The organism is Kitasatospora sp. NPDC029367 (assembly GCF_055569135.1).
In genome coordinates this window covers 131,017-153,303 of sequence record NZ_JBVHYH010000002.1, presented here as the reverse complement: position 1 = coordinate 153,303, position 22,287 = coordinate 131,017, and the positions used below count along the sequence as shown (strand labels likewise).

The 22,287-nt window shown below is 73.6% G+C and carries 15 protein-coding genes; 1 reads left to right on the top strand and 14 read right to left on the bottom strand.

Features of this window, described 5'->3' with window-relative positions; translation table 11 throughout:
* Positions 1–51: 51 nt before the first annotated feature.
* From ACZ4W5_RS02885 to ACZ4W5_RS02845, 9 genes are all read right to left on the bottom strand, one after another.
* Positions 52–1,374: a glutamate-5-semialdehyde dehydrogenase gene (locus ACZ4W5_RS02885; protein ID WP_465652376.1), complete on the bottom strand. Its 1,323-nt coding sequence runs from the start codon at positions 1,372–1,374 to the stop codon at positions 52–54.
* A gap of 127 nt (positions 1,375–1,501) precedes the next feature.
* Positions 1,502–2,026: a hypothetical protein gene (locus tag ACZ4W5_RS02880; RefSeq protein WP_402483458.1), complete on the bottom strand. Its 525-nt coding sequence runs from the start codon at positions 2,024–2,026 to the stop codon at positions 1,502–1,504.
* 162 nt (positions 2,027–2,188) lie between these two features.
* Complete coding sequence (proB, locus tag ACZ4W5_RS02875; protein WP_360228873.1) at positions 2,189–3,325, bottom strand: glutamate 5-kinase; 1,137 nt, start codon at positions 3,323–3,325, stop codon at positions 2,189–2,191.
* A 311-nt stretch (positions 3,326–3,636) separates the two neighbouring features.
* Entirely contained in the window at positions 3,637–5,112 is a 1,476-nt protein-coding gene (gene obgE, locus ACZ4W5_RS02870) for a GTPase ObgE (RefSeq protein ID WP_360228876.1), read from the bottom strand.
* A gap of 116 nt (positions 5,113–5,228) precedes the next feature.
* Positions 5,229–5,486, bottom strand: a complete 258-nt coding sequence (rpmA, locus tag ACZ4W5_RS02865) for a 50S ribosomal protein L27 (protein ID WP_030058248.1) — start codon at positions 5,484–5,486, stop codon at positions 5,229–5,231.
* A 14-nt stretch (positions 5,487–5,500) separates the two neighbouring features.
* A complete protein-coding gene (rplU, locus tag ACZ4W5_RS02860; RefSeq protein WP_030233759.1) occupies positions 5,501–5,818 on the bottom strand; it encodes a 50S ribosomal protein L21 in 318 nt (105 codons plus the stop codon).
* 232 nt (positions 5,819–6,050) lie between these two features.
* Entirely contained in the window at positions 6,051–9,653 is a 3,603-nt protein-coding gene (locus ACZ4W5_RS02855) for an Rne/Rng family ribonuclease (RefSeq protein ID WP_465652373.1), read from the bottom strand.
* Between the two features lie 435 nt (positions 9,654–10,088).
* Positions 10,089–10,850, bottom strand: a complete 762-nt coding sequence (locus tag ACZ4W5_RS02850) for a TIGR03936 family radical SAM-associated protein (protein WP_360228882.1) — start codon at positions 10,848–10,850, stop codon at positions 10,089–10,091.
* Between the two features lie 221 nt (positions 10,851–11,071).
* The gene (locus ACZ4W5_RS02845) at positions 11,072–13,000 is read right to left on the bottom strand and encodes a TIGR03960 family B12-binding radical SAM protein (protein WP_465652371.1); all 1,929 of its coding nucleotides are present in this window, start codon (positions 12,998–13,000) and stop codon (positions 11,072–11,074) included.
* 482 nt (positions 13,001–13,482) lie between these two features.
* On the opposite strand from ACZ4W5_RS02845, the gene ACZ4W5_RS02840 reads away from it, so the two are divergent.
* Positions 13,483–14,790: a M14 family zinc carboxypeptidase gene (locus ACZ4W5_RS02840; protein WP_465652369.1), complete on the top strand. Its 1,308-nt coding sequence runs from the start codon at positions 13,483–13,485 to the stop codon at positions 14,788–14,790.
* 125 nt (positions 14,791–14,915) lie between these two features.
* Here ACZ4W5_RS02840 and rodA read toward each other — a convergent pair whose 3' ends face one another.
* From rodA to ilvD, 5 genes are all read right to left on the bottom strand, one after another.
* Positions 14,916–16,115, bottom strand: coding sequence for a rod shape-determining protein RodA (rodA, locus tag ACZ4W5_RS02835; RefSeq protein ID WP_360228891.1), 1,200 nt, complete (start codon positions 16,113–16,115; stop codon positions 14,916–14,918).
* Positions 16,112–18,445, bottom strand: coding sequence for a penicillin-binding protein 2 (gene mrdA / locus ACZ4W5_RS02830; protein ID WP_465652367.1), 2,334 nt, complete (start codon positions 18,443–18,445; stop codon positions 16,112–16,114). The genes rodA and mrdA overlap by 4 nt, the downstream gene beginning before the upstream one ends.
* 63 nt (positions 18,446–18,508) lie before the next feature.
* Complete coding sequence (mreD, locus tag ACZ4W5_RS02825) at positions 18,509–19,150, bottom strand: rod shape-determining protein MreD (RefSeq protein ID WP_360228897.1); 642 nt, start codon at positions 19,148–19,150, stop codon at positions 18,509–18,511.
* 3 nt (positions 19,151–19,153) lie between these two features.
* Positions 19,154–20,107, bottom strand: a complete 954-nt coding sequence (gene mreC, locus ACZ4W5_RS02820; protein WP_360228900.1) for a rod shape-determining protein MreC — start codon at positions 20,105–20,107, stop codon at positions 19,154–19,156.
* Positions 20,108–20,352: 245 nt separating this feature from the next.
* Positions 20,353–22,197: a dihydroxy-acid dehydratase gene (gene ilvD / locus ACZ4W5_RS02815; protein WP_465652365.1), complete on the bottom strand. Its 1,845-nt coding sequence runs from the start codon at positions 22,195–22,197 to the stop codon at positions 20,353–20,355.
* Positions 22,198–22,287: the final 90 nt, after the last annotated feature.

Here is a 22,287-nt window from a genome sequence, read left to right as displayed (position 1 = left end):
CTCCCGGCAGTTGGTCCGTCACACGTGTGACGACCGCCCCGCGCGGCGCCCTCACCCGGCGTCCGCGCCCCCGCCCACGGTCTGCGTCGCCTCGCCGCGGACATGCCCGTCACCAGTGACGATGTACTTGGTGCTGGTCAGCTCCGGCAGGCCCATCGGGCCGCGGGCGTGCAGCTTCTGGGTGGAGATGCCGATCTCCGCGCCGAAGCCGAACTCACCGCCGTCGGTGAACCGGGTGGAGGCGTTGACGGCCACCGTGGTCGAGTCCACCAACTGGGTGAACCGGCGGGCGGCGGCCTGCGAGGTGGTGACGATCGCCTCGGTGTGGCCCGAGGACCAGCGGCGGATGTGCTCCACGGCCGCGTCCAGCGAGGGCACCACGGCCGCCGCCAGGTCGTACGAGAGGTACTCGGCGCCCCAGTCCTCGTCGGTGGCGGGCACCGCGGTGACGCCGGTGCCCTCGGCGGCCTTGAGCACCGCCTCGTCACCGTGCACCGTCACCCCGGCCTCGGCCAGGGCGGCCAGCGCGAGCGGCAGGAAGGCGTCCGCGACGTCCTGGTGCACCAGCAGCGTCTCGGCGGAGTTGCAGACGCTGACCCGCTGCGCCTTGGAGTTCAGCAGGATGCCGACGGCCATCGCCAGGTCGGTCCGGGCGTCCACGTACACGTGGCAGTTGCCGGTGCCGGTCTCGATCACCGGGACGGTCGACCCCTCGACCACGGTGCGGATCAGCGAGGCGCCGCCGCGCGGGATCAGCACGTCGACCAGGCCGCGGGCGCGCATCAGCTCCTGCACCGAGTCCCGGCTCTCCCCCGGGACGAGCTGGATCACGTCGGCCGGCAGCCCGGCCGCGACGACGGCGTCCCGCAGGACGGCGACCAGCGCGGTGTTGGAGCGGTAGGCGGAGGCGGAGCCGCGCAGCAGCACCGCGTTGCCGGACTTGAGGCAGAGCGCGGCGGCGTCCACGGTGACGTTCGGCCGGGCCTCGTAGATGATGCCGACCACGCCCAGCGGCACCCGCACCTGACGCACGTCCAGGCCGTTCGGCAGGGTGTAGCCGCGCACCACCTCGCCGACCGGGTCGGCCAGGCCGGCCACGTCCCGCACGTCCGAGGCGATCGCGGCGATCCGCTCGCCGGTCAGGCTCAGCCGGTCGACCACCGACTCGGCCGTCCCCGCCGCGCGGGCCCGGGCCACGTCCTCGGCGTTGGCCTCGACGATCTCGGCGCTGCGGGCGACCAGCGCGTCCGCGATCGCCAGCAGCGCGGCGTCCTTGGCCCGGCGCGGCAGCGGGGCGAGCGCGGCGGCCGCCTCCCGGGCACGGCGCGCTACGGCGAGGACGGGGCTGTCGGCGGTGGCGAGGTCGCTGGTCATGCCGCAAGGGTAGCGACTGCACCCGCTCCGCCGAGCCGTCATTTCGCCGGGTGAGACGGCGCACGGACGGCTCCGCGCGCCCTCGATACGCGGTACGCCCTGCCTCGGTACGCGGTACGCCCCGCCCTCAGTACGGGTGCACCCCGCCCAGGTGCGGCGGCGGATCGCCGAAGCCCTCGGCGACCCGCTTGTGGTACGTCGCCCGGTCGACCACCTCCAGCCCGACGATCTCCCACGGCGGCAGGCTCGCGGTCACCTTGTGCTCGCCCCACAACCGCAGCGCTATCGCCGCCGCGTCGTGCAGGTCCCGGGCCTGCTCCCAGTAGCGGATCTCGGCGTGGTCGGCCGCGTAGCGGGCGGTCAGGAAGAACGAGTGGTCGTGCGCCAGCCGCTCCAGCGAGGCCCGCAGCGCGGACAGCGGCGTGGTCTGCCCGGCCACGCTCAGCACCACGTGCCACAGCCGGGCCTGCTCCGGCACGCTGGGCGGATCCGCCGCCTGCGCGCGCTGCGGCCGCAGCCGGCGCACCCCGCCGGACCCCTGCGACGGCGGACCGGCCGGCTCGGCGGGGCCGTCCCCGCGTCCGCCGTCGATGCTGGTCAGCCGCCGGCCCGCCGTCCCTCCGGTCAGCGCTGCCTCGCGCCTGCGTTCCACCGGCGGCCTCCTGTTCGGCGATCTCGTGTCGTCCCGCACCGGCCCGCCGGCCCCCGGCCGACCGGTACGGCTGCGCCCCTCCTCGCCCGCGGCCGGGCCGCTCCCGGTACGGAGCGGCCCGCCGACCGCGCTGCGCCGTACGGCCGCCGGCCGTACGGCCGGTCAGCCGTGCAGAACGACCAGGTCGTCGCGGTGGACGACCTCCCGCTCGTACCCGGCGCCGAACTCCTGGGCCAGGTCGCGGGTGGACCGGCCGAGCAGGCGGGGCAACTCCCTCGCATCAAAGTTGACCAGTCCGCGAGCCACGATGTGGCCGTTTTCGGCAAGAAGGTCCACCGGATCACCCGCGGCGAACTCCCCGTCGACCTTGGTCACCCCGGCGGGCAGCAGCGAGGCGCCGCCGGAGACGACCGCCTCGACCGCGCCCGCGTCCAGGTGCAGGGCGCCGCGCGGGCTGCTGGCGTGGGCCAGCCAGAGCATCCGGTCGGAGGTGCGGCTGCCGGTGCGCCGGAAGAGCGTGCCGGTGGGCCGCCCGGCCAGCGCGTCGGCGGCGTGGCTGGCGGCGGTGAGCACCACCGGGATGCCCGCGCCGGTGGCGATCCGGGCCGCCTCCACCTTGGTGACCATGCCGCCGGTGCCGACGCCCGCCTTGCCGGCGCTGCCGATCTGGATGCCGTCGAGGTCGTGCGGGCCGCTCACCTCGGCGATCCGGCTGGTGCCGGGCCGGGACGGGTCGCCGTCGTAGAGGCCGTCCACGTCGGAGAGCAGCACCAGCAGGTCGGCCCGGACCAGGTGGGCGACCAGTGCGGCCAGCCGGTCGTTGTCCCCGAACTTGATTTCGGCGGTGGCGACGGTGTCGTTCTCGTTGACGATCGGCATCGCGCCCATCGCCAGCAGCTGGTCCAGCGTCCGGTAGGCGTTGCGGTAGTGGGCGCGGCGGCTGGCGTCCTCGGCGGTGAGCAGCACCTGGCCGACCCGGATGCCGTACCGGGCGAAGGAGGCGGTGTACCGCGCGACCAGCAGCCCCTGGCCGACGCTCGCGGCGGCCTGCTGGCGGGCCAGGTCCTTGGGCCGCTTGTCCAGGCCGAGCGGGGCGAGCCCGGCGGCGATGGCGCCGGAGGAGACGAGCACCACCTCGGGCGCCCCGGGGCGGCTGCGCACCTTGGCGAGCGCGTCCACCAGGGCGTCCACCCGGTCGGCGTCCAGGCCGCCGGCCGCCGTGGTGAGTGAGGAGGAGCCGACCTTGACCACGATCCGCCGTGCGGTCAGCACCTCCTCCCGCAGTGAGTCCTCGCTCATCTCGCTGTACGCCCTTCCGGTGTGGTGCGGGTGCGGCGGGGCCCGGCCCGGCCGTCATGGCCGAAATCTACGCGATCCCCGCAGGTCGTCCCCAGGGGGTTTCACCGGCTGGACTCGCCCCGACCACCGGGCCGGACCCGGCCTACCCGCTCAACTTCCAGTCCCCGCAGGCGAGGTGATGGTGCGTCATAGCACAACGAAGCGGACGGCCCCGCCACCTCGACAGGTGGCGGGGCCGTCCGCTGCGCGGCGGGGCCGACTCAGTGGTCCTCGTCGCGGGTGGACTCAATGGTCCTCGACGAGGAGCCGACTCAGTGGTCCTCGTCGTCCTCGATCGCGGCCTGCCGACCGCTGGAGAGCGCCTCGAAGGCGAGGAACTCGGCCTCGGCCGCGTCCCGGCCCTTCTGCTTCTCACGGCGGCGGTCGACCGCCGGGCGCTGGGTCTCCATCCGGTGGTCCTCACCGCGACGGCCGAGCATCTCGGCGCCGGCGGCCATGGTCGGCTCCCAGTCGAAGACGACGGCGTTCTCGTCCGGGCCGATGATGACGGTGTCGCCCTCGTGCGCGCCGACCTTCCACAGCCGGTCCTCGACCCCGAGGCGGGCCAGCCGGTCGGCCAGGTAGCCGACGGCCTCGTCGTTGCTGAAGTCGGTCTGACGGACCCAGCGCTCCGGCTTGACGCCGCGGATGCGGTAGGCGCCGTCCTCCTCCTCGATGGTGAAGCCCGCGTCGTCGACGGCGGTGGGCCGCAGCACGATCCGGGTGGACTCCTCGACCGGCTTGGCGGCACGCGCCTCGGCGACGATCTTCGCCACCGCGAAGCTCAGCTCGCGCAAACCCTTGCGGGAGGCGGCGGAGACCTCGAACACCTGGTAGCCGCGCTCCTCCAGCGAGGCGCGGGTCAGGTCGGCGATGTCCTGGCCGTCCGGGACGTCCACCTTGTTGAGCGCGACCAGGCGCGGGCGGTCCTCCAGACCGCCGTACTCGGCGAGCTCGGCCTCGATGGTCTCCAGGTCGGTCAGCGGGTCGCGGCCGGGCTCCAGGGTGGCGCAGTCCAGCACGTGCACCAGCACCGAGCAGCGCTCGACGTGCCGCAGGAACTCCAGGCCCAGGCCCCGGCCCTGGCTGGCGCCCGGGATCAGGCCGGGCACGTCGGCGATGGTGTAGACGGTGTCACCCGCGGTGACCACGCCGAGGTTGGGGACGAGGGTGGTGAACGGGTAGTCCGCGATCTTCGGCTTGGCGGCGGAGAGCACCGAGATCAGCGAGGACTTGCCGGCGCTCGGGTAGCCGACCAGGGCCACGTCGGCGACGGACTTGAGCTCCATCACGATGTCGCGGGACTCGCCGGGCTCGCCGAGCAGCGCGAAGCCGGGGGCCTTGCGGCGGGCCGAGGCGAGCGCGGCGTTGCCGAGGCCGCCGCGGCCGCCCTGGGCGGCGACGAAGCTGGTGCCGTGGCCGACCAGGTCTGCGAGCACGTTGCCCTTGCGGTCCAGCACCACGGTGCCGTCCGGCACCAGCAGGACGAGGTCGTCGCCCTCCGCGCCGGTGCGGTTGCCGCCCGCGCCCGGCTTGCCGTTGGTGGCCTTGCGCTTGGGCGAGTGGTGGTACTCGAGCAGGGTGGTGACCTGGGCGTCGACGGTCAGGATGACACTGCCGCCCTCCCCGCCGTTCCCGCCGTCCGGTCCGCCGAGCGGCTTGAACTTCTCACGGTGAACGGAGGCGCAGCCGTGGCCTCCGTTACCCGCGGCGACGTGCAGTTCGACGCGGTCCACGAAGGTGGTCATGGTTGTGCCTCCAGTACGGGGAAGGGTTCTTCTACGTGAAGCGCGAAGGGTGGACCGGAGAATTCCGGCCCACCCTTCAGTGTGAGTCCTCAGCAGACTCGGGAGTCCGTTCGGACTCAGGCCTCGACGGCCACGATGTTGACGACCTTGCGGCCGCGACGGTTGCCGAACTGCACCGCACCGGCGGTCAGCGCGAACAGGGTGTCGTCGCCACCACGGCCGACACCGGCACCCGGGTGGAAGTGGGTGCCACGCTGGCGGACGAGGATCTCGCCGGCCGACACGACCTGGCCACCGAAGCGCTTCACGCCGAGGCGCTGGGCGTTCGAGTCACGGCCGTTACGAGTAGAGCTTGCGCCCTTCTTGTGTGCCATTTTTCGCTATCCCCTTACTTGCTGACCGAGTCGATGCTGGTGATGCGCACCGCGGTGTGCTTCTGACGGTGACCCTGACGACGGCGGTAGCCGGTCTTGTTCTTGTAGCGCAGGATGACGATCTTGTCGCCCTTGGTCTGGTCGACCACCTCGGCGTGAGCCTTCACGCCGGCCAGGACCCACGGGTCGGAGGTGACGGCGTCACCGTCGACGACCAGGATGGTCGAGAGCTCCACCGAGTCACCCGGCTTGGCCTCGATACGGTCGATCTCCAGCACGTCGCCGACGGCGACCTTGTGCTGGCGGCCGCCTGCGCGAACGATCGCGTACATGCGGTACCTACTTTCCCAACTCGGTCGGAACTCCCGACGCCAGCCACCTGGGTACGGACACAGGGGCCTCCCTCCGAACGCGCGCGCACGGGGCGCGGTGCTCTCGGAGAGGTGATGTGCTCGGGAGCGCGGCGTAGACACGCCGATGGTCAAGAATACGGACCGGCCGCCCAGGGGGCAAACCGGCCGGTACGGCCGGGGGCGGGAAGGACTCCCGCCCCCGGCGTGGGCACTACTCGGCCGCCGTATCACCCTCGGCGGCCGCGGCCTTCTTGGCCGCCGCGCTCGTCCGCTTGGTCGCGGTCTTGCGGGCGGTGGTCTTCTTGGCCGCCGTGGTGGTCTTCTTGGCGGCGGTCTTCTTCGCGGCGGTCTTGCGGGCGGCCCGCTTCTTCGGCGCCGGGGCCTCCTCGGCAGCGGCCTCGGCCTCCACCACGGGGGCCTCCTCCGCGGCGGGAGCCTCGGCGGCCTCCGCGGCCGGGGCCTCGACGACCTCGGCCTCCACGGCGACGGTCCCGGCGGCGGCCTCCGGGGCCACCTCCGCGACGGGCTCGGCCGCGGCCTCGGCCACCGGCTCGGCGGCCGGGGCGGCGGCGGCCAGGGCCGCCTCCAGGGCCGCGTCGGCCTTCGCCTGCAGCACGACGATCTCGGCGGCCTGCGGGGCACCGGCCGGAGCCGTCGCCTTGCGCACCGCGCGGCGGCGCGGACGGCCGGCCGGAGCGGCGGCGGGGGCCTCGGCCACCGGCGCCTCCACGGCCTTCGGCGTCTCGACCACCACGGTCCCGACGGCCGGGGCCTCGACGGCCGGCGCCTCGACGCCCGGGACCTCCAGGGCCAGCTGGCCCTCGATCTCCTCGCGCACCGGCTCGGCCGGCTCCTCGACCGCCTCGGCGACAGCCTCGGCCACCGACCCGGCCTCGACGGCCTGCGGCTCCTCGTGGCCCGCACCGCCCTTGCCCCGGCGACGGCGCTTGCCGCTGCCCGAGCCCGCCTCGACGGCGGCCGCCGGGGCGTGGACGTGGGCGCTCGGCTGCTCCATGTGCACGATCACGCCGCGGCCGTTGCAGTGCACGCAGGCCTCGGAGAAGGACTCCAGCAGGCCCTGGCCGACCCGCTTGCGGGTCATCTGGACCAGGCCCAGCGAGGTGACCTCGGCCACCTGGTGCTTGGTCCGGTCGCGGCCCAGGCACTCCAGCAGTCGGCGCAGCACCAGGTCGCGGTTGGACTCCAGGACCATGTCGATGAAGTCGATCACGATGATGCCGCCGAGGTCGCGCAGCCGCAGCTGGCGCACGATCTCCTCGGCCGCCTCGATGTTGTTCCGGGTGACCGTCTCCTCCAGGTTGCCGCCCTGGCCGACGAACTTCCCGGTGTTGACGTCGATGACGACCATCGCCTCGGTGCGGTCGATCACCAGCGAACCGCCGCTGGGCAGCCAGACCTTGCGGTCCAGCGCCTTCATCAGCTGCTCGTCGATCCGGTAGGTGGCGAACACGTCCACCTCGGAGGTCCACCGCTGGAGCCGCTCGGCGAGGTCCGGGGCCACGTTGGAGACGTACTCGTGGATGGTCTGCCACGCCTCGTCGCCGGAGACGATGACCTTGGTGAAGTCCTCGTTGAAGATGTCGCGGACGACCCGGACGGTCATGTCCGGCTCGCCGTACAGCAGCGCCGGGGCGTTGCCGGTCGCGGCCTTCTTCTGGATGTCCTCCCACTGCTGCTGGAGGCGCTGGACGTCGCGGGTCAGCTCGTCCTCGGAGGCGCCCTCGGCGGCGGTGCGCACGATCACGCCCGCGTCGTCCGGGACGATCTTCTTGAGGATCTGCTTGAGGCGGGCGCGCTCGTTCTCGGGCAGCTTGCGCGAGATGCCGGTCATCGAGCCCTCGGGCACGTACACCAGGTAGCGGCCGGGCAGCGAGATCTGGCTGGTCAGGCGGGCGCCCTTGTGGCCGATCGGGTCCTTGGAGACCTGCACCAGCACGGACTGGCCGGACTTGAGCACCGACTCGATCCGGCGCGGGCCGCCGTGGCCCAGCGCACCGAAGTTGACCTCACCGGCGTACAGCACCGCGTTGCGGCCCTTGCCGATGTCGACGAACGCGGCCTCCATGGACGGCAGCACGTTCTGGACCTTGCCCAGGTAGACGTTGCCGACGTACGAGGTGGCCTGCTCCTTGTTGACGTAGTGCTCGACCAGCACGCCGTCCTCCAGCACGCCGATCTGGGTGCGCAGGCCGTTCTGGCGCACCACCATGACGCGCTCGACCGACTCCCGGCGGGCCAGGAACTCGGCCTCGGTGATGATCGGCACCCGGCGGCGGCCCAGCTCGCGGCCCTCGCGGCGGCGCTGCTTCTTCGCCTCCAGACGGGTGGAGCCCTTGATGGACTGCACCTCGTCCGGGTCGAACGACGGCTCGGTGGAGCGGCGGCGCGGCTCGCGCACCTTCACCACCGTGCGGACGCCGTCCTCGGTGGTCTCGGCGGCCTCGACGGCGCCGGTCTCACCGCTGCGGCGGCGACGGCGGCGACGGCGACGCGACGAGGACAGGCCGGCGGCCAGGTCGTCCTCGTCCTCCTCGTCCTCCTCGACGACGGCCCGGGCCGGCTCCTCGGCGGCGGGCTGCTCGGTCTCGACGGCCTCGGCGGCCTCGAAGTCCTCGGCCTCGCCACGGCGGCGGCGACGGCCGCCCCGACGGCGGCGGCGGGACGGACGGCCGTCCTCCCACTCGTCCTCGGCCTCCGGACCGGCGACGGGGGCCTCCGCGACGGGCTCCTCGACGGCCGGAACCTCGACCGGAGCAGCCTTCACGGGAGCGGCCTTCACCGGGGCGGCCTTGGCCGGGGCCGCCTTGGCCTGAGCGGCCTTGGCCGGCGCCTCGGCGGCCGGCTTGCGGCGGTTCGGCTCGACCCGGGTGCGCACCCGACGGCGGCGGCCGACACCGCTGTACTCGTACTCGTCCTCGTCCTGGCGCTCGGCCTCGACGGCCGGGGCCTCGACCGGCGCCGGGGCGGCGGCGGTCTGCTGCGGCTGCGGCTGCGGCTGCGCGGCGGGCGCGACGTAGGGGGCGGGCTCCTGGAACACCGGGGCCTGGAAGACCGCGGTGGCCGGGCGGACGGCGCGGCGGCGCACCCGGTGGTGCGGCTCGGCCTCGACGGCCGGGGCGGGAGCGGCGACCGGCTCGGCGGCGGCCGGGGCCTCGGTGACGGCCTCGACGGCCTCCTCCTCGGCGGGCTCCTCCTCGACGGCGGGCTCCTCGGCCACCGGCTCCTCCACCGGGGCCTCGACCACCGGCGCGGCCTCGACCACGCGACGGCGGCGCGGGCGGCGGGCCGGAGCGGCCGGGGCCTCCTCGGCCACCGGCTCGGCGACCGGCTCGGCCACCGGGGCGGGGGCGGCGGCCTCGGCCACCGGCTCCTCGACCGGGGCCTCGGCCTTCTTGCGGGTCCGACGGGCCCGAACGGGCTTCTCCGCCTTCTCCTGGGCCTTCGTCCCCTCGGCCTCCGGTGCGGTGACCACGATCGCGGTCTCCTCCGGAGCGCCGGCCGGGGCCTCGGCACGCTTGCGGGTCCGGCGGGCCCGGACCGGCTTCTCGGCCACCGGGGCCGCCTCGACGGGCGCCTCGGCCGCTGCGGCCGCTGCGGCCGGGACGACCGTCGGCTCGGCCGGGACGACCGTCTCGGCCGTCTCGGCGGCCGCACCCTGCGGGGTGCCCGCCGGGCGGGACACCGCGCGGCGACGACGGCGCGGCGGCGCGGCGGACGCGCCCTCACCACCGGTCGCGGCGGTTTCGTTCTGTTCCGTGGCCGCAGCCTGCTGCGGGTCGGTGTTATCGAGCATGCGGGTGGATCTCCCGTCAGGCCCCCGGGCTCCGCATCCGGGCACGGCACGGCACCAGTGGGCGGCCGGCATCGCGAGGATGCTCGGGCCGGACCCTTTGACGGTGCCGCCGTGCGGACGCGAGGCCGCACAGGGGCTCGTAGTCTCGCTCGGCGCCCCGCGTTGCGCGGGGTGTCGAAAGTCTTCTGGTCTGACCAGTCTTCTGAGTTTTTCCCAAGCTGAGCCGTCCCCCAACCCCGGGTGGCTCCCGGACGGGGTCCCGAGCCCACCGACCGTCCTGGTCGGCGGGCCCCGAGTGGCCGGCCTGTGCTGCGACGACGCTCGCTCCCCTGGGGAGCCGCGGCAACCCTGGAGGACCGTCGGGTCCAGTGAGGCACTGGACCCGGCCTCCGCCCCCTAGGCGGACGCGGTAGCGCGCGGCCCGCCGGCCGTTTCTCAGCCGGCCGGGGCCGCGGCGCGGTCGAGCGCCAGCGGGTCGGTCACCGTGCCGGACTCCTCGTCGAGCGGCCCCTGCGCCAGCCTGGTCACCTCTGCGGGGACCGGCGGCGCCAGGTCGGCCGTCGCACGGAGACCGGACAATACGTCGTCGGGTCGTACGGCGGGTGTGGCGTGTCGTACTACCAGGCGCAGTATCGCACAGGGACGGCCCGTCCGAACATCGCGGCCGGTTCCGACCGCCGTGTCCGCACCGCCGTCGACCTGCGGCTCGACGGCTTCGAGCGCCGCCACCGCACCGCGCGCGTCGAAAACCCGCACGCCGTTCTTGGTCCGGCGCTCGACCTCGACCTTCTCCTCGGCCAGGAACACGCGGACCGCCTCGGCGGCCTCGGCCGGCTCGACACCGTCCAGGCGCACCAGCCACTCGGAGGCCTCCAGGCGCTCCACGAAGTTGGGCGTGCGCACCTCGACCGCGTCGGTCACGTCCAGTCCGTCCGGCAGCGACTCGTCCAGCTGCGCCCGCAGCTGCTCCGGGTCGCGCACGGCGGCCAGGCCGATCTCCAGGTACTCCGCCTCGCTCGCCACCCCGGTCGGGGCGGCGTTGGCGTAGGACACCTTCGGGTGCGGGGTGAAGCCCGCCGAGTAGGCCATCGGAACGGCGGACCGGCGCAGGGCGCGCTCGAAGGCGCGCTGGAAGTCACGGTGGCTGGTGAAGCGGAGCCGGCCGCGCTTGGTGTAGCGGAGACGAATCCGCTGCACCGTCGGCGCGGGCGGCGGACCGTCGGGCGTACGGCGTGCCAGGGTCGCTCAGTCCTTAGTCAGTTCTCCCCGTCCGGCGCGGCGCAAACCCGCCACTGTCCGGACTCTGTCACCCCAAAGGGTACGCGCCCCGCCGCCCCGCTCGCTCCGCCCCTGGTCAGCCGCCCACCACCGACCCCCGCCCGGACCACTCCGGCCGGGGGTCGAGCGCCCTGCCCCGACTACTTGTTGACGACCGACAGCGGCAGCAGCTTCTTGCCGGTGGGGCCGATCTGGATCTGGGTGTCCATCTGCGGGCACACGCCGCAGTCGAAGCACGGCGTCCAGCGGCAGTCGTCGACCTCGACCTCCTCCAGGGCGTCCTGCCAGTCCTCCCACAGCCAGTCCTTGTCGAGGCCGCTGTCCAGGTGGTCCCAGGGCAGCACCTCCTCGTAGGAGCGCTCGCGGGTGGTGTACCAGTCGACGTCGACGCCGGTGCCGGCCAGGCCCTTCTCGGCGGCGAGCATCCAGCGGTCGTACGAGAAGTACTCGCGCCAGCCGTCGAAGCGGCCGCCGTCCTCGTAGACCGCGCGGATGACCGCGCCGATCCGGCGGTCGCCGCGGGAGAGCAGGCCCTCGACGATGCCGGGCTTGCCGTCGTGGTAGCGGTAGCCGATGTTCTTGCCGTACTTGCGGTCGCCGCGGATGGAGTCGCGCAGCTTGGCCAGGCGGGCGTCGGTGGCCTCGGCGGACAGCTGCGGGGCCCACTGGAACGGGGTGTGCGGCTTGGGCACGAACCCGCCGATGGAGACGGTGCAGCGGATGTCGTTCTGGCCGGTGACCTCGCGGCCCTTCTGGATGACGTTCTTCGCCATCTCGCCGATCTGGAGCACGTCCTCGTCGGTCTCGGTGGGCAGGCCGCACATGAAGTACAGCTTCACCTGGCGCCAGCCGTTGCCGTACGCGGTGGCGACGGTGCGGATCAGGTCCTCCTCCGACACCATCTTGTTGATCACCTTGCGCATGCGCTCGCTGCCGCCCTCGGGGGCGAAGGTGAGGCCCGAGCGGCGCCCGTTGCGGGACAGCTCGTTGGCGAGGTCGATGTTGAAGGCGTCGACGCGGGTGGACGGCAGCGACAGGCCGATCTTGTCCTCGGTGTAGCGGTCGGCCAGCCCCTTGGCGATGTCACCGATCTCGGTGTGGTCGGCGCTGGACAGCGACAGCAGGCCGACCTCCTCGAAGCCGGTCGCCTTGAGCCCGCGCTCGACCATCTCGCCGATGCCGGTGATGCTTCGCTCCCGCACGGGGCGCGTGATCATGCCGGCCTGGCAGAAGCGGCAGCCGCGGGTGCAGCCGCGGAAGATCTCCACGGACATCCGCTCGTGCACCGTCTCCGCGAGCGGGACCAGCGGCTGCTTGGGGTACGGCCACTCGTCCAGGTCCATCACGGTGTGCTTGGACACCCGCCACGGCACGCCCGGGGCGTTCGGCACGACACGGGCGATCCGGCCGTCGGCCAGGTACTCCACGTCGTAGAACTTCGGCACGTACACCCCGCCGGTGCGCGCCAGGCGCAGCAGCAGCTCGTCGCGCCCGCCCGGGCGGCCCTCGGCCTTCCAGGCGCGGATGATCTCCGTGATGTCGAGGACGGCCTGCTCGCCGTCGCCGATCACCGCGCAGTCCAGGAAGTCCGCGATCGGCTCCGGGTTGAACGCCGCGTGGCCGCCGGCCAGGACGATCGGGTCCTCGTCGGTGCGGTCCTTGGCCTCCAGCGGGATGCCGGCCAGGTCGAGCGCGGTCAGCATGTTGGTGTAGCCGAGCTCGGTGGAGAACGACAGCCCGAACACGTCGAAGGCCTTGACCGGGCGGTGGGCGTCCACCGTGAACTGCGGCACCCGGTGCTCGCGCATCAGGGCCTCGAGGTCCGGCCAGACGCTGTAGGTGCGCTCGGCCAGCACGCCCTCGCGCTCGTTCAGCACCTCGTAGAGGATCATGACGCCCTGGTTGGGCAGCCCGACCTCGTAGGCGTCGGGGTACATCAGCGCCCAGCGGACGTCGCAGGCGTCCCAGTCCTTGACGGTCGAGTTGAGCTCGCCGCCGACGTACTGGATCGGCTTCTGGACGTGCGGGAGGAGGGCCTCCAGGCGTGGGAAGACCGATTCGACAGTCATGTACTAGGAACCCTTACGACGTGATTCGGTGCCGCGAGTCGGCACGGGAGGGGTGACCCTCAAGGGTAGCCCAATCCGGGGAACGACCCGCCCGGGGCGGTCGCCCTCCGGTGCGCCCCGGCGCGGTCGGCGCCCGCCGGTGACCGCCCCGGCGCGGTCGGCGCCCGCCGGTGACCGCCCCGGCACGCGCGGTGCGCGCCCGCCGACCGGCCCGGTCCACCGTTGACACGCCCGGAACGCCCGTGCGGTACTGACAGGGCCCTGCCCAAGGCCCTGTACCCCTTCCGGAGACGGGAGTTGGGTCGTACGCTCGGCCAACGCCGACTCCCCGGCGGCCCGCTCGCCCCAGCACACCCTCCCCGTCCCCGCGCGGCCCCCTCCCCAGGCCCCGCGGAGCCCGTCCCCCCGGCCCGCAGGCCGCGTCCGGCGGCGCGGCACGCCCGCGCGCCCCGGCGGCCGTGCGACCGGTCGCAAGGAGAACCATGACCGACACCGGTCGGCGGGTCCGGCCCCTGGCCCTGCGCGCCCCCGACGCCCGGCCGGCCCGCTACCCGACCGCGGCCCAGGCCGAGAGCGCGGCCCGCCGCCTCGCCCTGCGCCACCCCGACCGCTGCCGGCTGCGCGAGGTGGGCCGCTCCCGGGCCGGGCGCCCGCTGCTGCTGCTCTCGGTGGACCGCGGGCCGCGCGCCGCCCTGGTGGTCGGCGGCCCGCACCCGAACGAGCCGATCGGCACCGCCGCCGCCGTCCGGCTGGCCGAGGTGCTGCTGGAGCGCCCCGCCCGGCCCGGCCTGTCCTGGCACCTGCTGCTCTGCCTGGACCCGGACGGCGCCGCCCTCAACGCCGGCTGGCTGGACGGCCCGCTCACCATGCGCCGCCACTACGAGCACTTCTTCCGCCCCGCCTTCGAGGAGCAGCCGGAACTGCTCCCCGCCCCCGACTCCGGCCGCCCACCGATGCCGGAGAGCCTGGCCCTGACCGGGCTGATCGACGAACTGCGCCCCTTCCTGCAGTGCTCGCTGCACGGGGTGGACTTCGGCGGCGCCTTCGTCCAGCTGACCGGCCCGGTGCCCGGCCTGGCCGAGCGCTTCGCCCGCTCCGCGGACCGGGCCGGCATCCCGCTCGACGTGGACTCCTACGACGCGGTCGGCTGGTCCAGCCCCGCCCCCGGCACCTATCTGATGCCGCCGCCCGGCAGCACCGGCACCCCCCGGGCGCTGCCGGACGAACCCGAGCTGTCCACCTGGTCGTACGCGGCCCGGTACGGCGGGGTGACCGCCGTCCTGGAGGTCCCGATGTGGGCCGTGGACGCGGTCGGCGACGCCCGGATCCATCCGGCCGGGCCGCGGGCCGTCGGCGAGGCGGCCCACGAGCTCACCCTGCGCACCGAGCAGCTGGACGCGCTGCTCGCCCGTGTCCCGGACCAGGCCCGGGAGGCGTACGGCCCGCTGGTGCGCACCGCCGAGTTCAACCTGGCGGTGGCTCCGCGGATGGCCGCCGAGTGGCTGGAGCTGTGGTGCCCCGGCCCGCTGAGCGCCGCCCGGGCGACCACCGCCGGGCTGGTCGCCGCCCGGCTGCCGCTGCGGGTCGCCTCGATCCTGCTGCGGCTGCTCGCCGACGCCCGCGGCCCGGCCGCCGAGGCCACCCGGGAGCGCGCCCGCGCCGTCGTCGCGGACAACCTGGACCGGCTGCGGCACCGCTTCGGTGCCCGCTGGGTGCCGGTCCAGGAGCAGCTGGCCCACCAGACCCGGGCGGTCCTGGCCGCCGCCGACTGCCTGCTGCAAGCAACCTGACGTAACGTCAACTCCCGCTCCCGGCAAGGCGAAGGGCCGGCCCGGAAGGATCCGGACCGGCCCTGGACCGACGGCCCTGGGAGCCGACGGCCCTCGGGGGCCGACAGCCCCAGCGAGCCGACAGCTCAGGCCGCTATCGGCCGCTGGCTGCGCACCGCCTGGAGCAGCCCGATGCCGATCCAGACCGCGAACATCGAGGAGCCGCCGTAGGAGACGAAGGGCAGCGGGATGCCCGCGACCGGCATGATGCCCAGGCACATCCCGATGTTCTCGAAGGCCTGGAAGGAGAACCAGGCGATGATCCCCGCCGCCACGATCGTCCCGTACAGGTCGGTGGCCTGGCGGGCGATCCGGCAGGCCCGCCAGAGGATCACGCCGACCAGCGCGATGATCGCCAGCGCCCCGACGAAGCCCAGCTCCTCACCGGCGACGGTGAACACGAAGTCGGTCTGCTGCTCCGGCACGAACTGCCCGATGGTCTGGGTGCCGTGGAACAGCCCCTTGCCGGTCAGCCCGCCCGAGCCGATCGCGATCCGGGCCTGGGCGGTGTTGTAGCCGACGCCGTTGGGGTCGAGCTGGGGGTTGGCGAAGGCGGCGAAGCGGTCGATCTGGTACTGGCTGAGCAGCCCGAGCTTCCAGATCGCGATGCTCCCGCTGACGCCGAGCGCCAGGATGCCGAGCACCCAGCGGTTGGCGGCGCCGGAGCCGAGCAGGATGCCGAGCACGACCGCGGACATCACCATGACCGACCCGGCGTCCGGCATCAGCAGCACCAGGCCCATCGGCAGGCAGGCCCAGATCAGGCCCCGGAACACCGCCCGGTGCGAGGGGAACTCCCGCTCCCCCGCGTCGACCTGGTCCGACAGCACGACGGCCATCGCCAGCAGGATGGCGACCTTCGCGAACTCGGCCGGCTGGACGGAGAAGCCGCCGCCGAGCTGGATCCACGAGTGGGCGCCGTTGACGGTCGAGCCGATCGGGCTGAGCGTCGCCAGCAGCAGCAGGATCACGCCGACGTAGACGAAGGGCACCAGGGTGCGGACCCGCCGGGCTCCTATCGCTATCACCACGGCGCACAGCACCAGGCCGATCACGAAGTTCGTCAGGTGCCGGTAGAGGAAGTACTGCGGGTCCCCGTGGGTGAGGTTGTCGCGCCCGCGGGTGGCCGACCAGACCAGCAGTGAGCCGACGAGCGAGAGGGCGAGGCCCGCCAACAGCAGTATCCAGTCCAGCCGCCAGAGCGGGGAGTCCTTGGCCAGGGCCTTGGAGACCCCGCTGCGCTGCGGGGTCAGCCGCAGCTGCCGGTACGAGCCGTAGGAGGTCATGCCCGTCCCCTTCCCGGGCGGTTCGGTTCGAGGGCCGCGGCGGCCGCGGTGTACGACGCCGGGCTGTCGGCCGGGGGTGCCGGGTCGAGGAAGGCCGCCGCCGGGGCGGCGTCCGCCTGCGCCGGGGCGGCGTGACCGGCCGCTACAGCCGCTACGGCCGGGGCGAGCGGTGGGACCGGCGCGAGCTGCGCGCTGGAGGCCCCCTGGGCCGCACCGGCGTCGTACGAGGCCGGCTTGATGATCGCGGTGCCGTCCGGGTTGAACTTCGGCAGCTGGCCCTGCGGCGTGGGCAGCAGCGCCTTGCTGTTGTCGATGTTGCCCTTGTCGTCCACCCCGTACAGCGCCTGGTAGATCCGGCGCACGGCGTCGCCGGAGCCGCCGGAGCCGGTGCCGCCCTGGCTGATCGTCATGACGACGGCGTAGTCCTTGCTGTACGTGGTCAGCCAGGAGGTGGTCTGCTTGCCCTCGACCTCGGCGGTGCCGGTCTTGGCGTGCAGCTCGATCTTGTTCTGCGGCCAGCCGGCCCCGGCGAACTTCCAGGCGGCGGTGCCGCTGGTGATGACGCCGGCGGTGGCCTGGTCGATGTAGCTGAGCAGCTTCTGGTCGCCGGGGAACTTGGCGTCCTCGTGCGGGGCGATGTCGCGGACGAGGTCCCCGCCCGGGCTTATCACCGCCTTGGCGATGGTCGGCCGGTAGAAGGTGCCGCCGTTGGCCAGCGCCGAGTAGATCCGGGCCATCTGGACCGGGGTGACCAGGGTGTCGCCCTGGCCGATCGCGAAGTTGACGGCGTCACCGGCGCGCATCTGGTAGCCGTCGACGCAGTTCTCCCGGGCGATCTGGTCCGAGAAGCTGTTGCCGCCCTTCTGCGCCTGGGCGCACCAGGCGTCCTTGTTGTTGTCGTAGAAGGACTGCTTCCACTGCCGGTCCGGCACCCGGCCGGGGACCTCGGCCGGCAGGTCGATGCCGGTCTTGGCGCCGAGGCCGAACTCGTGGGCGGTCTTGAAGAACCAGTCGCCCGGGTTCTTCGGCTTGATGCCGCCGTCCTTCATCCACTGGTCGTACGCCAGGCCGTAGAAGACGGTGTCGCAGGAGACCTCCAGCGCCTTCTCCAGGGAGATGGAGCCGAAGTTCTCGCTCTCGAAGTTCTTGAACTCGCGCCCGCCGATGGTGAGGCTCTTGGGGCACGGGTAGCTGCCGTCCAGCGAGTAGCCGGCCTGCACGGCGGCGGTGGTGGAGACGACCTTGAAGGTCGAGCCGGGGGCGGACTGACCCTGTATGGCCCGGTTCAGCAGCGGGAAGTTGGAGTCCTTGCTGGTCAGCGACTGGTAGTCCTTGCCGCTGATGCCGCCCACCCAGAGGTTGGGGTCGTAGGTCGGGGCGCTGGCCATCGCGACGATCCGGCCGGTGTGCACGTCCATCACGACGGCGGCGCCGGAGTCGGCCTCGTAGTTGCGGTTGGTGACCTTGTCGAAGGTGTTCCGGGCGTCGGCCATGGCCTGCGCCAGGTTGTCCTCGACGACCTTCTGCACCCGGGCGTCGATGCTGGTGACCAGGTTGTTGCCGGTCTGCGGGGCGACGGTGCCGGCGGTGCCGATCACCCGGCCGAGGTTGTCGACCTCCAGCTTGGTGATGCCGGCGGTGCCGCGCAGGTCGCGGTCGTACACCGACTCCAGGCCGGCCCGGCCGATCTGGTCGGCCGGCAGGTAGCGGTCCAGGCCGCTCTTGTCGGCGGTCTTGCTGACCTCGTCGTCGGTGACCGGCGAGAGGTAGCCGAGCACCTGGGCCATGTTGGCGCCCTCGGCGCCGGTGTAGCGGCGTACGGCGGTGGGCTGCGCGGTGACCCCGGGGAAGTCCTCGCGGCGCTCCATTATCTGCATCGCCTGCTGGGTGGTCGCCTCCTTGGTGACCGGGATCGGCTGGTAGGGAGAACCGTTCCAGCAGGGCTGCGGGGTCTTGGCGTCGCAGAGCCGGACCTTCTCCTGGACGTCCTTGGCGGGCATCCCGAGCACGTCGGCGAGCCGGCCGAGCACCCCCTTGCCGCCGTCCTTCTGCTGGAGCAGCGAGGTGCGGCTGACGGACACCACCAGCCGGGTCTCGTTGCCGGCCAGGATCCGCCCGGAGGCGTCCAGGATCTCGCCGCGGACGGCCGGTTCGACCACCTCGCGGATGTGGTTGCCGGTCGCCTTGGCGGTGTACTCCTTGGCGTTGCGGATCTGCAGGTACCAGAGCCGTCCGCCCAGGGTGGCGAGCAGCGACAGCACCAGGATCTGCAGCACCACCAGACGGATCGTCACCCGCCGGGTACGGCCGGTCTCGGGGATGTTGCTCACGTCTCGTGCGCTCCAGGGGTGCGGGAGGGTCGGGAGGTCTGGGGGCGGGCCTGGACCGGCCGGCTACGGGCGTCGGGCGAAGCCGGGCACGCGCCGCTTCTTGTACGACGGGCCGCTGGAGACCTCGCGGGTGGTGCGGTAGCGGGCCAGCGTGCCCAGGCCCGGGCCGCCCTCGTCGTCGTCGCTGGCGGCGGACACCGGGTCGCGGCCGAAGCGGCGGCCGAACAGCATCACCAGCGGCACCACGAACGGGGCCAGCAGCAGGTCGTACAGCAGGGCGCTGATCACCAGGCCGCCGAGGCCGACGTGCCGGGCCGCGGTGTCGCCGACCAGGGCGCCGACCATCGCGTACAGCAGGGTGGAGGCGATCGCCGCGGCGCCGACCACCAGCAGCGCGCTGGAGACGGAGCGCTGGCGGCCGTGCTCGGGGCGCAGCAGCCCGGCGGCGTAGCCCATCAGGCAGAGCACCAGGGCGTAGCGGCCGATCGCGTGGTCGGAGGGCGGTGCGAGGTCGGCCAGCAGGCCGGCCGAGAAGCCGACCAGGCAGCCGCCGGTCGGCCCGTAGACCATGGCCAGGCCGACCACGACGAGCAGCAGTATGTCCGGGGTGGCTCCCGGGAGCTGGAGCCGGCCGAGGACGCTGACCTGGAGGATCAGGCCGAGCAGGATCAGGACGGCGGAGACGGGGATGCGGGCGAGGCGCATGGCTCAGTTCCCCCCAGTGGGCTTGGCGGGCGGGGCGGCGGGCGCGGAGGCCTGCGGCTGGGCGGGCGCGGCCGGGGCCTGGCTCTGCCCCGGGGTGGGGGCGGGCGGCAGCACGGCGTCGCGCGGGTCGGTGCGCGGGGGCACCACGACCACGCCGACCAGGTCCAGTCGGGTGAACTGGACGAAGGGCTCGACCAGGACGGTCTTGGTCAGCTGGCCGGCGTTGGCCTGGACCTCGACGACCTTGCCGACCGGGACGCCGGGCACGAACGGGCGGCCGCTCTGCGAGCCGAAGGTGACCAGCCGGTCGCCGGTCTTGACCTGGGCCTTCCCGTTGAGCAGGGAGACCTTCATCGGGCTGTCGCCGCCACCGGAGGCGAAGCCGATCTCGCCGCTGCCCTCCAGCCGGGTGCCGGCCGAGAAGCCGGGGTCGGAGGCGAGCAGCACGGTGGCGGTGGTCGGGCCGACGGTGGTGATCCGGCCGACCAGGCCCTGGCCGTTGATGACGGTCATGTCGCGGGTGAGGCCGTCGTCGCTGCCGGCGTCGACGGTGATGGTCCAGGAGAAGCCCTGGGCCGGGCCGATCGCGATGACCTGGGCGGCCTTGACGGTGTAGCCGCCGGCGCCGGCGGTGCGCAGCAGGTCGTCCAGCTGCTTGGTGCGCCCGGTGGCCATGTCGGAGGAGGCGAGCTTCTGCCGCAGTTCGGTGTTCTCGCGGGCGAGCTGGTCGGTGCGGCCGCTGTCGGTGGCGGCGTCGCGGAAGGCGCGGACGGTGTTCGCGACCGGGTCCACGACGGTGGCGGCGCCGCGCTCGACCGGGCCGAGGACCTTCGCGGCGGCGTGCCGGGCCGGGCCGAGCGGGGAGTCCTCACCGCCCTTGATGTCCACGGTGATGAGCGCGAAGGCGACGGCCACCAGCAGGATGAGCAGCAGCCGGCTCTCTCGTGTGTCCCTCACGGTGCTGGTACTGCCCCTTCGTACCTGGCGGGGGGCCGGGGGGGGGGGGGGGGGGGGGGGGGGGGGGGGGGGTGAGGGGGGGGGGGGGGGGGGGGGGGGGGGGGGGGGGGGGGGGGGGGGGGGGGGGGTTGGTGCCCGCGGTGGTGCATGGACCACTTGTGTGTGGCGTGGGGCACCTGCCCGGGGAAAAAGGGGGGGGGGGCCCCCCCCCACCCCCCCCCCCCCCCCCCCGTGGCCGGCCGGGCTCAGCCGAGCTTGCTGACGTCCCGGACCGCGCCCTTGTCGGCCGAGGTGGCCATCGCCGCGTAGGCCCGCAGCGCCTGGCTGACCTGGCGGTCGCGGTTCCGCGGCCGGTAGCCGTGCCCGGCCTCCAGCGCGCGGCGGCGCTCGGCCAGGACCTCGTCCGGGACCTCCAGGGAGATCGTCCGGGCCGGGATGTCGATGGCGATGGTGTCGCCGTCCTCGACCAGCGCGATGGTGCCGCCGGAGGCCGCCTCCGGGGAGGCGTGGCCGATGGACAGGCCCGAGGTGCCGCCGGAGAAGCGGCCGTCGGTGACGAGCGCGCAGGCCTTGCCGAGGCCGCGGCCCTTGAGGAAGGAGGTCGGGTAGAGCATCTCCTGCATGCCGGGGCCGCCCTTGGGGCCCTCGTAACGGATGACGACGACGTCGCCCTCCTTGACCCGCTTGGCGAGGATCGCCTCGACCGCGTCCTCCTGGGACTCCACGACGACGGCCGGGCCGCTGAAGGTCCAGATCGACTCGTCGACGCCGGCCGTCTTCACGATGCAGCCGTCCTCGGCGAGGTTGCCGTACAGCACGGCGAGGCCGCCCTCGACCGAGTAGGCGTGCTCGACGCTGCGGATGCAGCCCTTGGCGGCGTCGGTGTCCAGCGACTCCCAGCGCTCGGACTGCGAGAAGGCCTCGGCGGAACGCTTGCAGCCGGGGGCGGCGTGCCACAGCTCGACGGCCTCGGCGGAGGGCGAACCGCCGCGCACGTCCCAGGTCTTGAGCCACTCGGCGAGCGAGTCCGAGTGCACGGTGTGGACGTCCTCGTTGAGCAGCCCGCCCCGGTACAGCTCGCCGAGGATGGCGGGGATCCCGCCGGCCCGGTGGACGTCCTCCATGTAGTACGAGCCGTTGGGCGCGACCTTGGACAGACAGGGCACCTTGCGGGAGATCGCGTCGATGGCCCGCTGGTCGAAGTCCAGCTCGGCCTCCTGGGCGGCGGCGAGCAGGTGCAGGATGGTGTTGGTCGAGCCGCCCATGGCGATGTCCAGGGCCATGGCGTTCTCGAAGGCGGCGCGGGTGGCGATCGCGCGCGGCAGGACGGAGGCGTCGTCCTGGCCGTAGTGGCGGTTGGTGATCTCGACGACCGTGCGCCCGGCCTTCTCGTACAGGGCCCGGCGGGCGGTGTGGGTGGCCAGGACGGAGCCGTTGCCGGGCAGCGAGAGGCCGATCGCCTCGGTGAGGCAGTTCATCGAGTTGGCGGTGAACATGCCCGAGCAGGAACCGCAGGTCGGGCAGGCGTTCTCCTCGATGATCGCGATGTCCTCGTCGGAGACGTTCTCGTTCACCGCCTGGGAGATCGCGTCGACCAGGTCCAGCTTGCGCACGGTGCCGTCGACCAGGGTGGCCTTGCCGGCCTCCATCGGACCGCCGGAGACGAACACGGTCGGGATGTTGAGGCGCAGCGCGGCCATCAGCATGCCGGGGGTGATCTTGTCGCAGTTGGAGATGCAGATCAGTGCGTCGGCGCAGTGCGCGTTGACCATGTACTCGACGGAGTCGGCGATCAGGTCGCGCGAGGGCAGCGAGTAGAGCATGCCGCCGTGGCCCATCGCGATGCCGTCGTCGACGGCGATGGTGTTGAACTCGCGCGGGATGCCCCCGGCCTCCTTGATCGCCTCGGAGACGATCCGGCCGACCGGCTGGAGGTGGGTGTGGCCGGGGACGAACTCGGTGAAGGAGTTGGCGACCGCGATGATCGGCTTGCCGAAGTCCTCGCGGGCTACGCCGGCGGCCCGGAGAAGCGCCCGGGCGCCTGCCATGTTGCGACCGTGGGTGACCGTACGGGACCTCAGCTCGGGCACTGTGCTCCACTCCTTCGGGGCTCTCGCCGGCGCCCCGCCGGTGAGGGGGCGCGGGGGCCGTTGTGGCTTACGAGCCTACGCCCGCCGTCC